General features: G+C 67.7%; 16 protein-coding genes. 9 read left to right on the forward strand and 7 right to left on the reverse strand.

Annotation, left to right across the window (positions count from 1 at the left end):
• Positions 1–158 precede the first annotated feature (158 nt).
• Positions 159–764, reverse strand: a complete 606-nt coding sequence (locus HPF_RS04845; RefSeq protein WP_127803441.1) for a VOC family protein — start codon at positions 762–764, stop codon at positions 159–161.
• Positions 765–1,054: 290 nt separating this feature from the next.
• Here HPF_RS04845 and HPF_RS04850 point away from each other — a divergent pair, with 290 nt between their 5' ends.
• The 3 genes from HPF_RS04850 to HPF_RS04860 all read left to right on the forward strand — a co-directional run bounded on the left by HPF_RS04850 (position 1,055) and on the right by HPF_RS04860 (position 3,540).
• Positions 1,055–1,477, forward strand: coding sequence for a rubrerythrin family protein (locus HPF_RS04850; RefSeq protein WP_133155897.1), 423 nt, complete (start codon positions 1,055–1,057; stop codon positions 1,475–1,477).
• A 105-nt stretch (positions 1,478–1,582) separates the two neighbouring features.
• Positions 1,583–2,932 (forward strand): (Fe-S)-binding protein, encoded by a 1,350-nt coding sequence (locus tag HPF_RS04855; RefSeq protein WP_133155898.1) that lies wholly within the window; start codon positions 1,583–1,585, stop codon positions 2,930–2,932.
• Positions 2,933–2,949: 17 nt separating this feature from the next.
• Complete coding sequence (locus tag HPF_RS04860) at positions 2,950–3,540, forward strand: DUF3501 family protein (RefSeq protein ID WP_133155899.1); 591 nt, start codon at positions 2,950–2,952, stop codon at positions 3,538–3,540.
• Positions 3,541–3,543: 3 nt separating this feature from the next.
• Here HPF_RS04860 and HPF_RS04865 read toward each other — a convergent pair whose 3' ends face one another.
• A complete protein-coding gene (locus HPF_RS04865) occupies positions 3,544–4,236 on the reverse strand; it encodes a pseudouridine synthase (RefSeq protein ID WP_133155900.1) in 693 nt (230 codons plus the stop codon).
• Between the two features lie 79 nt (positions 4,237–4,315).
• Between HPF_RS04865 and HPF_RS04870 the strand changes: the two genes are divergently transcribed.
• Genes HPF_RS04870 through queF form a run of 4 tightly spaced genes read left to right on the forward strand, consistent with a single transcriptional unit; the run spans position 4,316 to position 7,653 of the window.
• A complete protein-coding gene (locus HPF_RS04870) occupies positions 4,316–5,116 on the forward strand; it encodes a CsgG/HfaB family protein (protein WP_079364538.1) in 801 nt (266 codons plus the stop codon).
• 6 nt (positions 5,117–5,122) lie between these two features.
• Positions 5,123–5,899 (forward strand): peroxide stress protein YaaA, encoded by a 777-nt coding sequence (yaaA, locus tag HPF_RS04875; protein ID WP_133155901.1) that lies wholly within the window; start codon positions 5,123–5,125, stop codon positions 5,897–5,899.
• A gap of 21 nt (positions 5,900–5,920) precedes the next feature.
• The gene (locus HPF_RS04880; RefSeq protein WP_133155902.1) at positions 5,921–6,814 is read left to right on the forward strand and encodes a 2OG-Fe(II) oxygenase; all 894 of its coding nucleotides are present in this window, start codon (positions 5,921–5,923) and stop codon (positions 6,812–6,814) included.
• A complete protein-coding gene (gene queF / locus HPF_RS04885; protein ID WP_133155903.1) occupies positions 6,811–7,653 on the forward strand; it encodes an NADPH-dependent 7-cyano-7-deazaguanine reductase QueF in 843 nt (280 codons plus the stop codon). Before HPF_RS04880 ends, queF begins: the two co-directional genes overlap by 4 nt.
• On the opposite strand, the gene HPF_RS04890 is transcribed toward queF, so the two are convergent.
• From HPF_RS04890 to HPF_RS04910, 5 genes are read right to left on the reverse strand one after another with little or no spacing between them, the layout of a single operon-like run.
• The gene (locus tag HPF_RS04890) at positions 7,654–8,433 is read right to left on the reverse strand and encodes an anti-sigma factor (RefSeq protein ID WP_133155904.1); all 780 of its coding nucleotides are present in this window, start codon (positions 8,431–8,433) and stop codon (positions 7,654–7,656) included.
• An 8-nt stretch (positions 8,434–8,441) separates the two neighbouring features.
• Positions 8,442–9,011, reverse strand: coding sequence for a sigma-70 family RNA polymerase sigma factor (locus HPF_RS04895; RefSeq protein ID WP_243721683.1), 570 nt, complete (start codon positions 9,009–9,011; stop codon positions 8,442–8,444).
• Positions 9,012–9,025: 14 nt separating this feature from the next.
• Complete coding sequence (locus tag HPF_RS04900; protein WP_133155905.1) at positions 9,026–9,694, reverse strand: cupredoxin domain-containing protein; 669 nt, start codon at positions 9,692–9,694, stop codon at positions 9,026–9,028.
• A gap of 13 nt (positions 9,695–9,707) precedes the next feature.
• Positions 9,708–10,190, reverse strand: coding sequence for a group I truncated hemoglobin (locus HPF_RS04905; RefSeq protein ID WP_127803423.1), 483 nt, complete (start codon positions 10,188–10,190; stop codon positions 9,708–9,710).
• A 28-nt stretch (positions 10,191–10,218) separates the two neighbouring features.
• On the reverse strand, positions 10,219–11,172 hold the full coding sequence (locus HPF_RS04910; protein WP_133155906.1) for a DUF3034 family protein: 954 nt from the start codon (positions 11,170–11,172) through the stop codon (positions 10,219–10,221).
• Between the two features lie 214 nt (positions 11,173–11,386).
• Here HPF_RS04910 and HPF_RS04915 point away from each other — a divergent pair, with 214 nt between their 5' ends.
• Together HPF_RS04915 and HPF_RS04920 are read left to right on the forward strand one after the other, a co-directional pair.
• Positions 11,387–11,986: a ferritin-like domain-containing protein gene (locus HPF_RS04915; RefSeq protein ID WP_127803419.1), complete on the forward strand. Its 600-nt coding sequence runs from the start codon at positions 11,387–11,389 to the stop codon at positions 11,984–11,986.
• 5 nt (positions 11,987–11,991) lie between these two features.
• Positions 11,992–12,378, forward strand: a complete 387-nt coding sequence (locus tag HPF_RS04920) for a c-type cytochrome (RefSeq protein WP_079364758.1) — start codon at positions 11,992–11,994, stop codon at positions 12,376–12,378.
• Positions 12,379–12,402 lie beyond the last annotated feature (24 nt).

The raw sequence follows: 12,402 nt of genomic DNA on the forward strand, positions 1-12,402 counted from the left end.
CCTCCTTTACTTCGCTGCACAGGGCACACCACCCCCATGAACCACCAGATACGTGCGTGCGAACTGTTGGCGCGCCAACGAGTGTGGTGAATGGCTGGGGGACACGAGCGGAGCCGGTCACCCAGCCATTCACCGCACGGACCCACCGCCAAGAGAAATCAAGACGAAGAGGGCACAAACTCCGGCCGGTCATTCGACTGCGGCTTCAACGGCGCCGAAGTCTGACCCGAAGCCCTCTCCTTGCGCCACTGCTCCTTGCGCGCGTTCCACTCCGCCAGCCGCGCATGCGCCGTCTTGCTCTCCTGCAGCATCTGGAACTCGTCCGCCAGCTGCGCCGTCAGCTCCAGCCGGATCCCGTTCGGGTCGAAGAAATAGATGCTCTTGAAGATGTGGTGGTCCGTCACCCCCAGCACCTCGATCCCGTGCGCCTGCAGGCGCGCCTTCGTGTTCTCCAGCTCCTGCACCGTGTTCACCCGGAAGCTGATGTGGTTCACCCACTTCGGCGTGTTCGGCGACGGCTCGGCAGCCACGTCGTCGCCCAGGTCGAAGAAGGCGATGAACGAACCGTCCTGCAGGCGGAAGAAGAAGTGCGTGTACGGGCAGTACTCGCCCGTGCTGGGCACGTAGTCGCTCTGGATGATGTGGTAGAGCGGCAGGCCCAGGATGTCTTCGTAGAAATGCCGCGTCTCCTCGGCGTCGCGCGCCCGGTAGGCGTAGTGGTGCAGCTGCTGGACCGGGGCGGGCGGGGGCAGGGCGGTGTTCATGGAGTCTCCTGTTCTATTGCGGGGTTTCGCAATGTTGAATGCATTTAACAAAACGAAATCTTATCGGGCATCCGACACCGGGTCAGTGTGAGGGTTTTCCAGAGGGGTGTCGACCCAGTTGAGAGTGGTTATCAATGACTCCCTCTGAATAGCTTTGAACAATTCGTCACATAGCCTGCGGCAATTTGACGGACGCAGGAGGGCGGCGTACGGTCTGTCTGTCACAGACCTTCCCGCCGCCTGGCGGGCAGGCTGGGCGCTTCCTCAACCCACGAGACAAGGAGATATCCATGGCCGCATTGAAAGGCTCGAAAACCGAGCAGTGCCTGAAGGACGCCTTCGCCGGCGAATCCCAGGCCAACCGCCGCTACCTGTACTTCGCAAACAAGGCCGACGTGGAAGGCCAGAACGATGTGGCGGCCCTGTTCCGCTCCACCGCCGAAGGCGAAACCGGTCACGCGCACGGTCACCTGGAGTTCCTGGAGCAGTCGGGCGACCCGGCCACCGGCCTGCCGATCGGCAGCACCCGCCAGAACCTGGCCTCCGCCGTCGCAGGCGAAACCCACGAGTACACCGACATGTACCCCGGCATGGCCAAGACCGCGCGCGACGAAGGTTTTGACGAGATCGCCGACTGGTTCGAGACCCTGGCCAAGGCCGAGCGTTCGCACGCGAACCGCTACCAGAAGGCTTTGAACGAGCTGGTGGACTGATTGACCCACCCCTGGCGCGCCGCACCCGCGGCGCGTTTTTGAAAGCGCTTGCGCGAGCGCTTTCAAAAACCCACGAGCCAACCCGCACAGACGAGGACAAGAGACATGGCCACAGAAGGCAACCTGCAGGCACCGACGCGCCACCCGCTGGACTGGAAGAACCCCGACTTCTACGACGAGGAGAAGTGTTTCCACGAGCTCGAGCGCATCTTCGACATCTGCCATGGCTGCCGGCGCTGCGTGAGCCTGTGCGGCTCGTTCCCGACCCTGTTCGACCTGGTGGACGAGAGTGCGACCATGGAGGTCGATGGCGTCGCCAAGCAGGACTACTGGAAGGTGGTGGACCAGTGCTACATGTGCGACCTCTGCTACATGACCAAGTGCCCCTACACGCCACCGCACGAGTGGAACCTGGACTTTCCGCACACCATGCTGCGCGCCAAGGCCATCAAGTTCAAAAAGGGTGAGGTCAAGACCAGTGAGAAGCTGCTGGCCTCCACCGACGTGCACGGCCAGTTCGCCGGCATCCCGATCGTGGTGCAGGTGGTCAACGCGGTGAACAAGACCAAGGCCGCGCGCGGCGTGATGGAAAGCGCCATGGGCGTGGACAAGGACGCCTGGCTGCCCGATCTGGCGACCAAGCGCTTCCGCTGGTCGGCGCCCGACGCCAGGGCCACCAAGGTCGTCGATGGCGAGAAGACGCCCGGCAAGGTCGCCATCTTCTCCACCTGCTACATCAACTACAACGAACCCGGCATCGGCCTGGACCTGCTCAAGATCCTCGACCACAACGACATCCCCTACACCATCGTCGAGAAGGAAAAGTGCTGCGGCATGCCCAAGCTGGAACTGGGCGACCTGGAATCGGTGCAGGCCAGCAAGGAGGCCAACATCCCGGTGCTGGCGAAGTACGCGCGCGACGGCTTTGCCATCCTCGCCGCCGTGCCCAGCTGCGCGCTGATGTTCAAGCAGGAGATCCCGCTCATGTTCCCCGACGATGCCGACACCCAGCTGGTGAAGGAACACATGTGGGATCCCTTCGAGTACCTGATGGCGCGCAAGCGCGACGGTCTGCTCAAGACCGAGTTCCCCCAGAAGCTGGGCAACATCAGCTACCAGATCCCCTGCCACGGCCGGGTGCAGAACATCGGCCGCAAGACCGAAGAGATGCTCAAGATGATCCCGGACACCACGGTGAACACCATCGAGCGCTGCTCGGGCCACGCCGGCACCTTCGGCGTCAAGAAGGGCACGCACCAGCAGGCCATGAAGATCGGCAAGCCGGTGTTCAAGGCCATGGCCACCATGAAGGACGGCGCCAAGCCCGACTACATCAGCTCCGACTGCCCGCTCGGCGGCCACCACATTGCGCAGGGCTTTGAAGTGAACGGCCATGGTGCGCCCGAACTGCAGCATCCGCTGTCGCTCGTGGCCCGCGCCTATGGCCTGAAGTGAGGATCGAGGATCACACCATGCAACTGACCGGCAAGATCACCCCCGAGAACCTGATGAGCCTGGAGGCCTACAGCAAGTGGCGCAAGCTGCACAAGGGCGAGGTCATTGCGCACCGCAAGCTGCGCAGCGTGCAGCTGGGCGAGCACCTGAACCTGCAGTTCGAGAGCGAGACCACCATCCGCTACCAGATACAGGAGATGCTGCGGATCGAGAAGATCTTCGAGGAAGAGGGCATCCAGAGCGAGATCGAGGCCTACGCGCCGCTGGTGCCCGACGGCGGCAACTGGAAGGCGACGATGATGATCGAGTACATCGACGTCAACGAACGCAAGCGCGAGCTGGCGCGCCTGATCGGCGTGGAAGACCGCATGTTCGTCGAGGTCGAGGGTTACGAGCGCGTCTACGCCATCGCTGACGAGGACCTGGACCGCGAGAACGAACAGAAGACCAGCGCGGTGCACTTCGTGCGCTTCGAGTTCACGCCTGCGATGCGGGCCGCCATCAAAGCCGGTGCGGCCGTCAAGCTCGGCTGTGACCACACGCACTACCCCGCGCACCTGCAGATTCCGGCCGAGACGCTGGCGAGTCTGGCGGGGGACTTGAAGTAGGTCTCAGGCGCGGAACCAGCGCGACCAGTCCGGATCGCGTGGTGCCTCCAGTGACAGCGCTTCGCCGCTGACCGGGTGGTTCAGCGCCAGCGAACTCGCATGCAGCCACAGCCGCTGCATCCCCAGGTACCCGGCCACCGCCCGGTTCAGCGGCCCCTTGCCGTGCGTCGCGTCGCCGATGATCGGATGGGCGATGTGCTTCATGTGGCGCCTCAGCTGGTGGCGCCGGCCGGTCAGGGGTTGCAGTTCGACCAGGGCGCAGCGGGTGGTCGGGAAGCCGCCCTGGGGGATGGGCAGTTCGCAGCGCTCCAGCGTCGCAAACCGCGTCTGCGCGTCCTGCACCTCTTCGCGCTCGGTGCGCATGTCGTCCGGCAATCGCCGCAGCGGGTGGTCGATCAGGCCGGCGTCGGCGGGCCAGCCGCGCACGATGGCGTGGTAGGTCTTGCGCATGCCCTGGCCGGATTCGAAGGCGCTGCCCATCTGGCGGGCCGTGGCCGCGTCCAGCGCGAACAGCAGCACGCCGCTGGTGCCCTTGTCGAGCCGGTGCACCGGCCAGACCGGCTGGCCGATCTGGTCGCGCAGCAGCTGCACCGCAAAGCGCGTCTCGCCCGCGTCCAGCCCGGTGCGGTGCACCAGCAGGCCGGGTGGTTTGTCGATGGCGATCAGGTGGTCGTCGCGGTGCAGGATGCGCAGCATGGGCCGATTGTCCGGCGACTGAATGCTTCGGATGCCACAGGTACACTCGCTTTTTTCCTCTTTTTCCCCCTCAAACACCATGTTCCGACGCGTCTCGACCCTCGCCGCGCTGGCCTTGTCGCTGCTGCTGGCCGCCTGTGGCAAGCAGGGTGTGGAACTGGGCGAAGGCGGCTCCGTCGTCAAGGGTTCGGCCGGGCCGGACGGCGCGCACAACGCGGCCACCGAGCTCAAGACCTGTGCGGCGCCGGTGGCGGTGGTGGCGCTGATGGAGAACCCGCGCGGCTACGTCGGCATCGGCCGTGGCGGGCTCCCCGATTCGCCCCTGCCGCTGGTGCGCGTGATGATGCAGCAGAGCGGGTGCTTCCGCATCGTCGACCGCCACTCGGGCCTGAACGCCACCGTCAAGGAACAGGAGCTCAAGGAAGAGGGCGTCCTGCGCCAGGACGACACCACGGTCAAGAAGGGCCGCGGCATCGTGGCGCAGTACACCCTGGTGCCCAGCCTGACCTTTTCCGAGCAGGACGCGGGCCGCCAGATCGGCGGCATCCTGGCGCAGATTCCGGGGCTGAACGTGATCGCCGGCGCGGCCGAAAACGTCAAGCTCAAGGAGGCGCAGGTGGTGCTGCTGCTGACCGACAACGAAACCACCGAGCAGCTCTCCGCCGCCACCGGCGCCGCGCGCAGCACCGATCTGGGCATCGGCGGCCTGGCCATCGGCAAGGCCGGCGGCGCGGGCGGCCTGGGCTGGAGCAACACCAACGAGGCCAAGGTGATTGCGGCGGCCTTCCTGGACGCGCACAACCACCTGGTCGACGAGGTGCAGCGCCTGGTCGAGAAGCCGCTGCCCGAACCCGTGCCCACCAAGAAGAAGGCTGGCTGAGCCACCATGCTGTTTGTCATTTCCCCCGCCAAGGCCCTCGACTACGAGACGCCGGCCCACATCAAGACCTACACGCAACCGCTGTTCGTGGAACAGGCGAGCGAGCTGATCGCCGTGCTGCGCGAGAAGTCGCCGCAGCAGGTCGCCGAGCTGATGGACCTGTCGGACCAGCTCGCAGGCCTGAACGCCGCGCGCTATCAGGCCTGGTCGCCCAAATTCACCGCCAAGAACTCCAAGCAGGCCGTGCTGGCTTTCGATGGCGACGTGTACGGCGGGCTGGATGCGAAGACTCTGAACGAGGACGAGCTGGACTGGTTGCAGCAGCACCTGTGCATCCTCAGCGGTCTCTACGGCGTGCTGCGCCCGCTGGACCGCATGCAGGCCTACCGGCTGGAGATGGGCACTCGGCTCAAGACCGACAAGGGCAGCAACCTCTACCGCTTCTGGGGCAGCCAGATCGCCGAGTACCTCAATAGCCGCGCCCGCGCCGACAAGAGCCCGGTGCTGGTCAACCTGGCCAGCGAGGAGTACTTCAAGGCGGTGGACCTCAAGGCGCTGCAGCCGCGTGTGGTGAACTGCGTGTTCGAAGAGAAGAAGGGCGCGAACTACAAGATCGTGAGCTTCTTCGCCAAGCGCGCGCGCGGCCTGATGGTGCGCTACGCGCTGCAGCACCGGGCGTCCACGCCCGAGCAGCTCAAGGGCTTCGATCTGGAGGGCTACCGTTTTGCGCCCGCCGCCAGCGAGCCCGACCGTTTCGTGTTCCGGCGCGACCAGGGCGCCTGACCGCCGACAGAGGAGACGACCATGACCCAGACCGTCACCCCCGAACTGCGCCAGTGGATCATCGAGCAGTCCACCGCCGGCTGCATGCCCGAGGCGGTGCTCGAAGCCATGGTCAAGGCGGGTTGGCAAGCGGACGTGGCCGAGGCCGCGCTGGAGCAGACCCTGCGCGATCACCTGCAGAAGCTCGGTGCCGGCCGCGCCGCCGCGCCCGCGCCCACCCAGGCCCCAGCCCAGACCCCGGCGCGCGAGATGGCCACGGTGCGCGTGCCCGACATCGCACTCAGCGGTTCGCCGCGCCGGCTGGACGCGGGTGACCGTTGGGTCGACGTGATCATCACGGTGACGCAGCCTCGGGTGGTGGTGCTCGGCGGCCTGCTCAGCCACGAAGAGTGCGACGGCCTGATCGAAGCGTCCCGGCCGCGCCTGGCGCGCTCGCTCACCGTGCAGACCGCCACCGGCGGCGAGGAACTCAATCCCGACCGCACCAGCAACGGCATGTTCTTCAACCGCGGCGAGAGCGAGCTGGTCAAACGCATCGAGGCGCGCATCGCGCGGCTGGTGAACTGGCCGGTGGAAAACGGCGAGGGCATCCAGGTGCTCAACTACAAGGTGGGTGCGGAATACAAGCCGCACTACGACTACTTCGACCCGGCCGAGCCGGGCACGCCGACCATCCTCAAGCGCGGTGGCCAGCGCGTGGGCACGGTGGTCATGTACCTCAACGAACCGCCGCGCGGCGGCGGCACCACCTTTCCGGACATCGGTCTGGAAGTGGCGCCGGTGCGCGGCAATGCGGTGTTTTTTTCCTACAACCGGCCGCACCCCGGCACCCTGACCCTGCACGGCGGCGCGCCGGTGCTCGAAGGTGAAAAATGGGTGGCGACCAAATGGATGCGCGAACGGGTATTTGAATGACGCCAGACCAATCTCCCCTGGGCAAGACCACCGACTACGTCGACCAGTACGACCCGTCCCTGCTGTTTCCGCTGCCGCGCGAACTCAAGCGCGTCGAAATCGGCATCACCGGCAGCGTGCCCTTCCTGGGCGCCGACCTCTGGACCGCCTTCGAGCTGAGCTGGCTGAACCCGAAGGGCAAGCCGCAGGTGGCGATCGCCCACATCACCATTCCCTGCGAGAGCACGCACATCGTCGAGAGCAAGTCGTTCAAGCTCTATCTCAACAGCTTCAACAACACGCGCATGGACAGTGCGGACGCAGTGCGCGACCGCATTCGCGACGACATCAGCCGCGCCATCTGGGGCGGTGAGGCGGTGAAGTCCTCGGCCGGCGTGCGGCTGCTGCTGCCCGAGCTGTTCGAATGCGAACCGGTGAAGGAGCTGGAAGGCGTGTCGATCGACCGCCTCGATGTCGAGTGCGACACCTACCAGCCGACGCCGGCCTTTCTGAGCGCCGCGCTGGACGAGAAGCCGGTGGACGAGGTGCTGGTGAGCGACCTGCTGCGCAGCAACTGCCCGGTGACCGGCCAGCCCGACTGGGGCAGCGTGCAGATCCGCTACAGCGGGCCGCAGATCGACCAGGCCGGGCTGCTGCAGTACATCGTGAGCTTCCGCAACCACAACGAATTCCACGAGCAGTGCGTCGAGCGCATCTACATGGACATCATGGCGCGCTGCAAGCCGGCCAAGCTGATGGTCTACGCGCGCTACACCCGCCGCGGCGGGCTGGACATCAACCCCTGGCGCAGCAGCCACCCGCAACTGCCGCCGGCCAACACCCGCACCGCGCGGCAGTGATCAGAGCATCTTCTGGATCAGCGCGCCCTTGAACAGCACGGGGCCGGTCGGACCGGTCTCGCTGGGCACGCCGCCCTTGGGCTCCAGGCTGATGGCCAGCGCCGGCACCTCGCGCACGTCGCCCTCGCCCGCTGCGAGCTGCAGCAGCTTCTCCTGGCTCAGCACGCCCAGCGAGCGCGGCTTGCTGCCCGGCGGCAGGGCCCAGAGCTGCAGCGACTTGTCGGCCGCTTCCTGGTAGCCGCCCACGCGTTGCAGCGTCAGCTTGCGGTTCTTGGGGTCGAAGGTCACCAGCATGGAGGCGCTGGCCTGTTCGTCGTTGAGCACGGCCACGTATTCGATCTGCGGCTGGGCCGAGAGCTTCGCCTGCAGTTCGTCGATCTGCGCCCCCATGCGGTCGCGCAGGCCCACCGTGGTGATCACGGCCAGCACGGTGGCCAGCGCGCCGGCACCGGCCGCACCGCGCCACAGCGCCAGGCTGCGCCACCAGCCGGCAGGCACGGGTGGTGCCGGCTCGGCCCGGGCCGCGGCCATGGCCGCTTGCTCGCGCTCGGCTTCGATCAGGTTGTGGATGCGCGTCCAGACCACGGGCGAGGGCGTCACCGCGGGCTCCAGCTCGGTCATGCTGGCCACGCGGCTCTGCCAGACAAGGGCGGCGGCGCGCACCGGTGCCCGCTCGCGCGCCAGCGTTTCGAAGCGGCGCCGCGCGCCTCCGCGCAGGGTGCCGATGGCGTAGGCCGCGGCCAGGCGGTCCAGCAGGTCGGGGTGTCGGTGGATGTCCATGGCGTTCCTCAGGCAAAGCGCGCCATGCAGATGCGCAGCTGGTCCAGCCCGCGGCGGATCCAGGTCTTGACGGTGCCCAGCGGCAGCTTGAGCTGTTCGGCCAGCTCGCCGTGGCTGAGGTCGCGCAGGTAGGCCAGGCTGACCACCTCGCGCTGCTTGTTCTCCAGCCGCGTCAGGCACTGGTGCAGTGCCCAGGCCTGCTGGCTGGCCAGGCTGGTGTGCAGCGGGTCGGGGGTGTCGCCTTCGAGCCGGTCGGCCATGCCGTCGTCGTCGATGTCGTCGCTCAGGTGCTCGCGCTCGGCCTTGCGCCGGCGCAGCAGGTCGAGCGCGCGGCTGCGCACGATCAGGCCCATCCAGGCCATGGGCGGGCTCAGCGAGGCGCGGTAGTCGGGCGCGCTGCGCCAGATCTGCAGAAAGGTTTCCTGCAGCGCGTCCTCGGCCCACTCGTGGCGCTCCAGCACCCGCAGCGCCAGGCCGTAGAGCTTGCCGCTGGTGAGGTCGTAGAGCGACTTGAGCGCGGTCTCGTCGCGCAGCGACACGCGGTCGAGCAGCGCCATCAGGGTCGGGTCGGTGTCCATGCGGTGCTCAGGCCTCAGTAGGTGCTGCCGGAATCGGACTGCACCCGGCGCGCCTTGCGCGGCTGCACCAGGGTCGGCACGTTCACCGTGGTGACCGGCTGCACCTGCAGCGCGACGCTGGCCTGGTCGACCAGCTGGTCCGGGTGCCAGACCCGCAGCTGCATCGCGCCCTCGGGCACCTGGGGCAGGGTGGCGGTGCCGTCGGCAGAGGTCTTGGCCGCCCAGGGCGTGGGCGCCACATAGACGAAGCCGCGCATGGAGCCGTGCAGGTGGCAGCCGAGCTGGATGGGTCCGGCCTTCTCCATCGTGACTTCGCTGCTGGGAGGCGTCTGCCCCTGCACACGTCCCGCCAGCCGGAACTCGAAGGCGGTGGTGCCTGCGGACAGGAGGCTGGGCGTGCCGCCCTTGACGTGGTGGTCCCATCGGTCGAGGTTGGCAAAGCGGATCTTCGAGCCGACCGGTACCACGCTGAGCATGGGGTCGAACTGCATCTTCTCCTGCGTCACCGTCTGGCTGATCGGCTGCGCCGCCGGCACCGGCTGGCCGGCGGCCGGCTCCAGCACCACCACCGCGTCGGGCAGCGGCTTGCCGTCGCGGGCGAGCACGGTGACCTGCACGGTGGCGGCCTGCGCCGCGTGAAGGCCGGCCAGCAGGCAGGCGGCCAGAAGGGGGGCGTGGCGCATGGGGTCTCCTGGTTTATCGGACGTTGATCACGTCGCGGTGCATCGGGGCCAGCAGCGCGAGCAGCTGATTCTGCCGGGCAAACGGAATCCCGCGGGCGTCCATGCTCATTTGCAGCACCTCGACCAGCGCGTTGAAGTCGGCGCGGGTCACGTCCATGTTGCTGTGGGCTTCCTTCATGTCGGGGCCGTTGTAGACGCAGGGACCGCCGGCGAGCTGGCAGATCTGGTCGGTCAGCTGCTTGGCGAGGTTGGCACCGTTCGCGTCCTTGAAGGCTTCGGCCAGGCGCGCGTCGGCCTTGAGGCGGTTGACGAAGTCGTTCATCAGGGTGCGCAGGCCGGTCTGGCCGCCGAGGGCGTCGTACAGGCCGGGGGCCGGCGCCACCGGGTAGGCCGATGCGGCCGAGGGCGCCATGGGCTTGTCCATGGACTGGGCGCCCGCCGGTGAGCCAATGAGGGCCAGCAGAGAGAGGGCGGAGAGGGTGATGAGCTGTTTCATGGTGGTGGTGACTTGTTTGGGTGGGCGTTCAGAACGCGAACTGGGCCGAGAGGTAGGTGCCGGTCTGCTTCTTGCCTTTCGTGGTGGCCGGCACGACGGTGCCCAGATCTACATAGGCCAGGGTGAGCGAGACGTTCTTGCTGGGCGCCCAGGCGATGAAGATGTCTTTCCAGTCGCCGGCGCGCAGGCCGTCGCCCAGACCGGCCGCGGCACCGGCCTTGTTCAGCTTGTCGGGCATGGCGCGGTACTCGAAGCCGACCGCCAGGTTCTTGCGCAGCAGCCAGGCCACCGAGAGTTCGGGCATCAGCTCGTAGCCGTTGTCGGCGCCGCCCAGCGTGGCGCCGTGGCCCAGCAGGCCGCCCTGGTTGGCCTTGGTGGCGCGCAGCGTTCCGTTGACCAGCAGGCCCTGGGCCAGGAACAGCTTGGTGGCGTTGACGTAGAGGTCGGTGCCCGAGCGCTTGGCGCCCAGGGCGGACAGCGTGCTGTCCAGTCCGGTGGAGCCCAGGCGCTTGGCCATCACGCCAACCGCAATCTGCGGCATCAGCGTGTCGCTGTCGAGGATGGCGTCGCCCGCCACGCGGAACTTGGCGCCGACGATGTCCTGTTTCAGCTTCAGGCCCGGCAGGCCCAGCAGGGTGCCGGTGATGCCGGTGTCTAAGTCCTGCCGCGCCACGGACAGTTCCACCCGGTCGTTGATTCCGACCGCGGCGCCGAAGGCGTTGAGCCGGTAGTCCTGCGTGCGCGCATGGCTGAGGTGTGCCGAAAAGCCGGTCTGGCCTTCGGTCGCCTGACTGCCGATCACGGCCCAGGGCGAGAGGCCACCGCCGGCCGCGCCGTCGATGGTGCTGACGCCGCCGGTCAGCAGCAGCTTGCCGGTGTCGGCGTGGGCGGGCGCGTGGGCCAGCAGGGCAGCGGTGGCGCCCAGGGCGAGCAGGTGGCGGACAGGGTGCCGGCGCAGTGGGGAGTGGAAGGTGTGGGGCATGGTGGTGGGATGTGATGGGGAAAAGGTGCCGGTCGCTGAACAGACCCGACCTTCCCTGTACGCGGCCACCGGGCCAGTGGATTCAGGCGCGGCATACCCACAAGAAATTTGTGGGTTTCTGAATCCGCTGCGGGACCGGCCTGCGTATCCGGTCCGTCGGTGCTGATTTCTCGACCGGCGCTGTTTCCCTCACCCACCACACAAGGACCCCACCATGTCGAACATCATCCTTCCCGCTTCCGAACTCGTCGGCCCACCCGCCTCGCGCCGCAGCTTCATGCGCCGCGGCGGTGCGCTCTCGGCCGTGGCCGTGGCGCTGCTGGCCGGCAAGGACACCCTGGCCCAAGGCATGTCCGCCGATGTCTCCAAGGACGTGTCCATCCTCAACGTTGCGCTCGGCCTGGAGCACGAGGCCATCAACGCCTACCAGCTGGGCGCCGGCAGCGGCCTGCTGCAGAAGGGCGTGCTCGATGTGGCGGTGAGCTTCCAGGGCCACCACAAGGCGCACCGCGACGCGCTGATCGCCACCATCCAGAAGCTGGGCGGCACGCCGGTGGCCGAGAAGAAGCTGGACGACTACGCCAAGGCGCTCAAGGCCGACACGCTGCGCAACCAGGCCGACGTGCTGGACCTGGCGGCGCGGCTGGAGCTGGGCGCCACCAACGCCTACCTGGGCGTGATCCCGTCGCTCGGCAGCAAGGACCTGGCCAAGGTGGCCGCGCGCCTGGCGGCCGACGAGACCATGCACTTCACCGTGCTGACCAACGCCCTGGGCCGTCCGCTGCCCGGCGGCGCCCTGAGCTTCGGCGCCTGATGGCCATGTCGTTGCGCCGCGCCGCGCTCGCGCTGGGTCTGCTGGCCGCCGCCTGGCCGGCGGCCCAGGCCCAGTCGGGCGATGTGGCGCGTGGCCGCGGGCTGTTCGAGTCGCGCTGCGGCGGCTGCCACAGCCTGGACGACGACCGCGTCGGTCCCGCGCTGGGCACCGTGGCCGGCCGCGTGGCGGGCAAGAAGGCGGACTTTGCCTACTCCGCCGCGCTGGCCGCCGCCACCCACGTCTGGACGCCCGAGAAGCTGCAGGCCTGGCTGACCGACCCCGAGACCCTGGTGCCCGGCCAGGCCATGGGCTACCGGCTGTCCGAGGCGGCCGACCGGCGCGACGTCGTCGCTTTCCTGCAATCCCTCGCCACGGGCCAGCCGGCCCGCTGAGTGCCGTTCACCCACCTATATAGA

The organism is Hydrogenophaga pseudoflava (assembly GCF_004353865.1).
GTDB lineage: Bacteria > Pseudomonadota > Gammaproteobacteria > Burkholderiales > Burkholderiaceae_C > Hydrogenophaga > Hydrogenophaga pseudoflava.

What these genes read in the sequence shown, in the direction of transcription:
- HPF_RS04845 (WP_127803441.1), bottom strand. Translation starts at nt 764, where the DNA reads ATGAACACCGCCCTGCCCCCGCCCGCCCCGGTCCAGCAGCTGCACCAC.
- HPF_RS04850 (WP_133155897.1), top strand. Translation starts at nt 1,055, where the DNA reads ATGGCCGCATTGAAAGGCTCGAAAACCGAGCAGTGCCTGAAGGACGCC.
- HPF_RS04855 (WP_133155898.1), top strand. Translation starts at nt 1,583, where the DNA reads ATGGCCACAGAAGGCAACCTGCAGGCACCGACGCGCCACCCGCTGGAC.
- HPF_RS04860 (WP_133155899.1), top strand. Translation starts at nt 2,950, where the DNA reads ATGCAACTGACCGGCAAGATCACCCCCGAGAACCTGATGAGCCTGGAG.
- HPF_RS04865 (WP_133155900.1), bottom strand. Translation starts at nt 4,236, where the DNA reads ATGCTGCGCATCCTGCACCGCGACGACCACCTGATCGCCATCGACAAA.
- HPF_RS04870 (WP_079364538.1), top strand. Translation starts at nt 4,316, where the DNA reads ATGTTCCGACGCGTCTCGACCCTCGCCGCGCTGGCCTTGTCGCTGCTG.
- yaaA (WP_133155901.1), top strand. Translation starts at nt 5,123, where the DNA reads ATGCTGTTTGTCATTTCCCCCGCCAAGGCCCTCGACTACGAGACGCCG.
- HPF_RS04880 (WP_133155902.1), top strand. Translation starts at nt 5,921, where the DNA reads ATGACCCAGACCGTCACCCCCGAACTGCGCCAGTGGATCATCGAGCAG.
- queF (WP_133155903.1), top strand. Translation starts at nt 6,811, where the DNA reads ATGACGCCAGACCAATCTCCCCTGGGCAAGACCACCGACTACGTCGAC.
- HPF_RS04890 (WP_133155904.1), bottom strand. Translation starts at nt 8,433, where the DNA reads ATGGACATCCACCGACACCCCGACCTGCTGGACCGCCTGGCCGCGGCC.
- HPF_RS04895 (WP_243721683.1), bottom strand. Translation starts at nt 9,011, where the DNA reads ATGGACACCGACCCGACCCTGATGGCGCTGCTCGACCGCGTGTCGCTG.
- HPF_RS04900 (WP_133155905.1), bottom strand. Translation starts at nt 9,694, where the DNA reads ATGCGCCACGCCCCCCTTCTGGCCGCCTGCCTGCTGGCCGGCCTTCAC.
- HPF_RS04905 (WP_127803423.1), bottom strand. Translation starts at nt 10,190, where the DNA reads ATGAAACAGCTCATCACCCTCTCCGCCCTCTCTCTGCTGGCCCTCATT.
- HPF_RS04910 (WP_133155906.1), bottom strand. Translation starts at nt 11,172, where the DNA reads ATGCCCCACACCTTCCACTCCCCACTGCGCCGGCACCCTGTCCGCCAC.
- HPF_RS04915 (WP_127803419.1), top strand. Translation starts at nt 11,387, where the DNA reads ATGTCGAACATCATCCTTCCCGCTTCCGAACTCGTCGGCCCACCCGCC.
- HPF_RS04920 (WP_079364758.1), top strand. Translation starts at nt 11,992, where the DNA reads ATGTCGTTGCGCCGCGCCGCGCTCGCGCTGGGTCTGCTGGCCGCCGCC.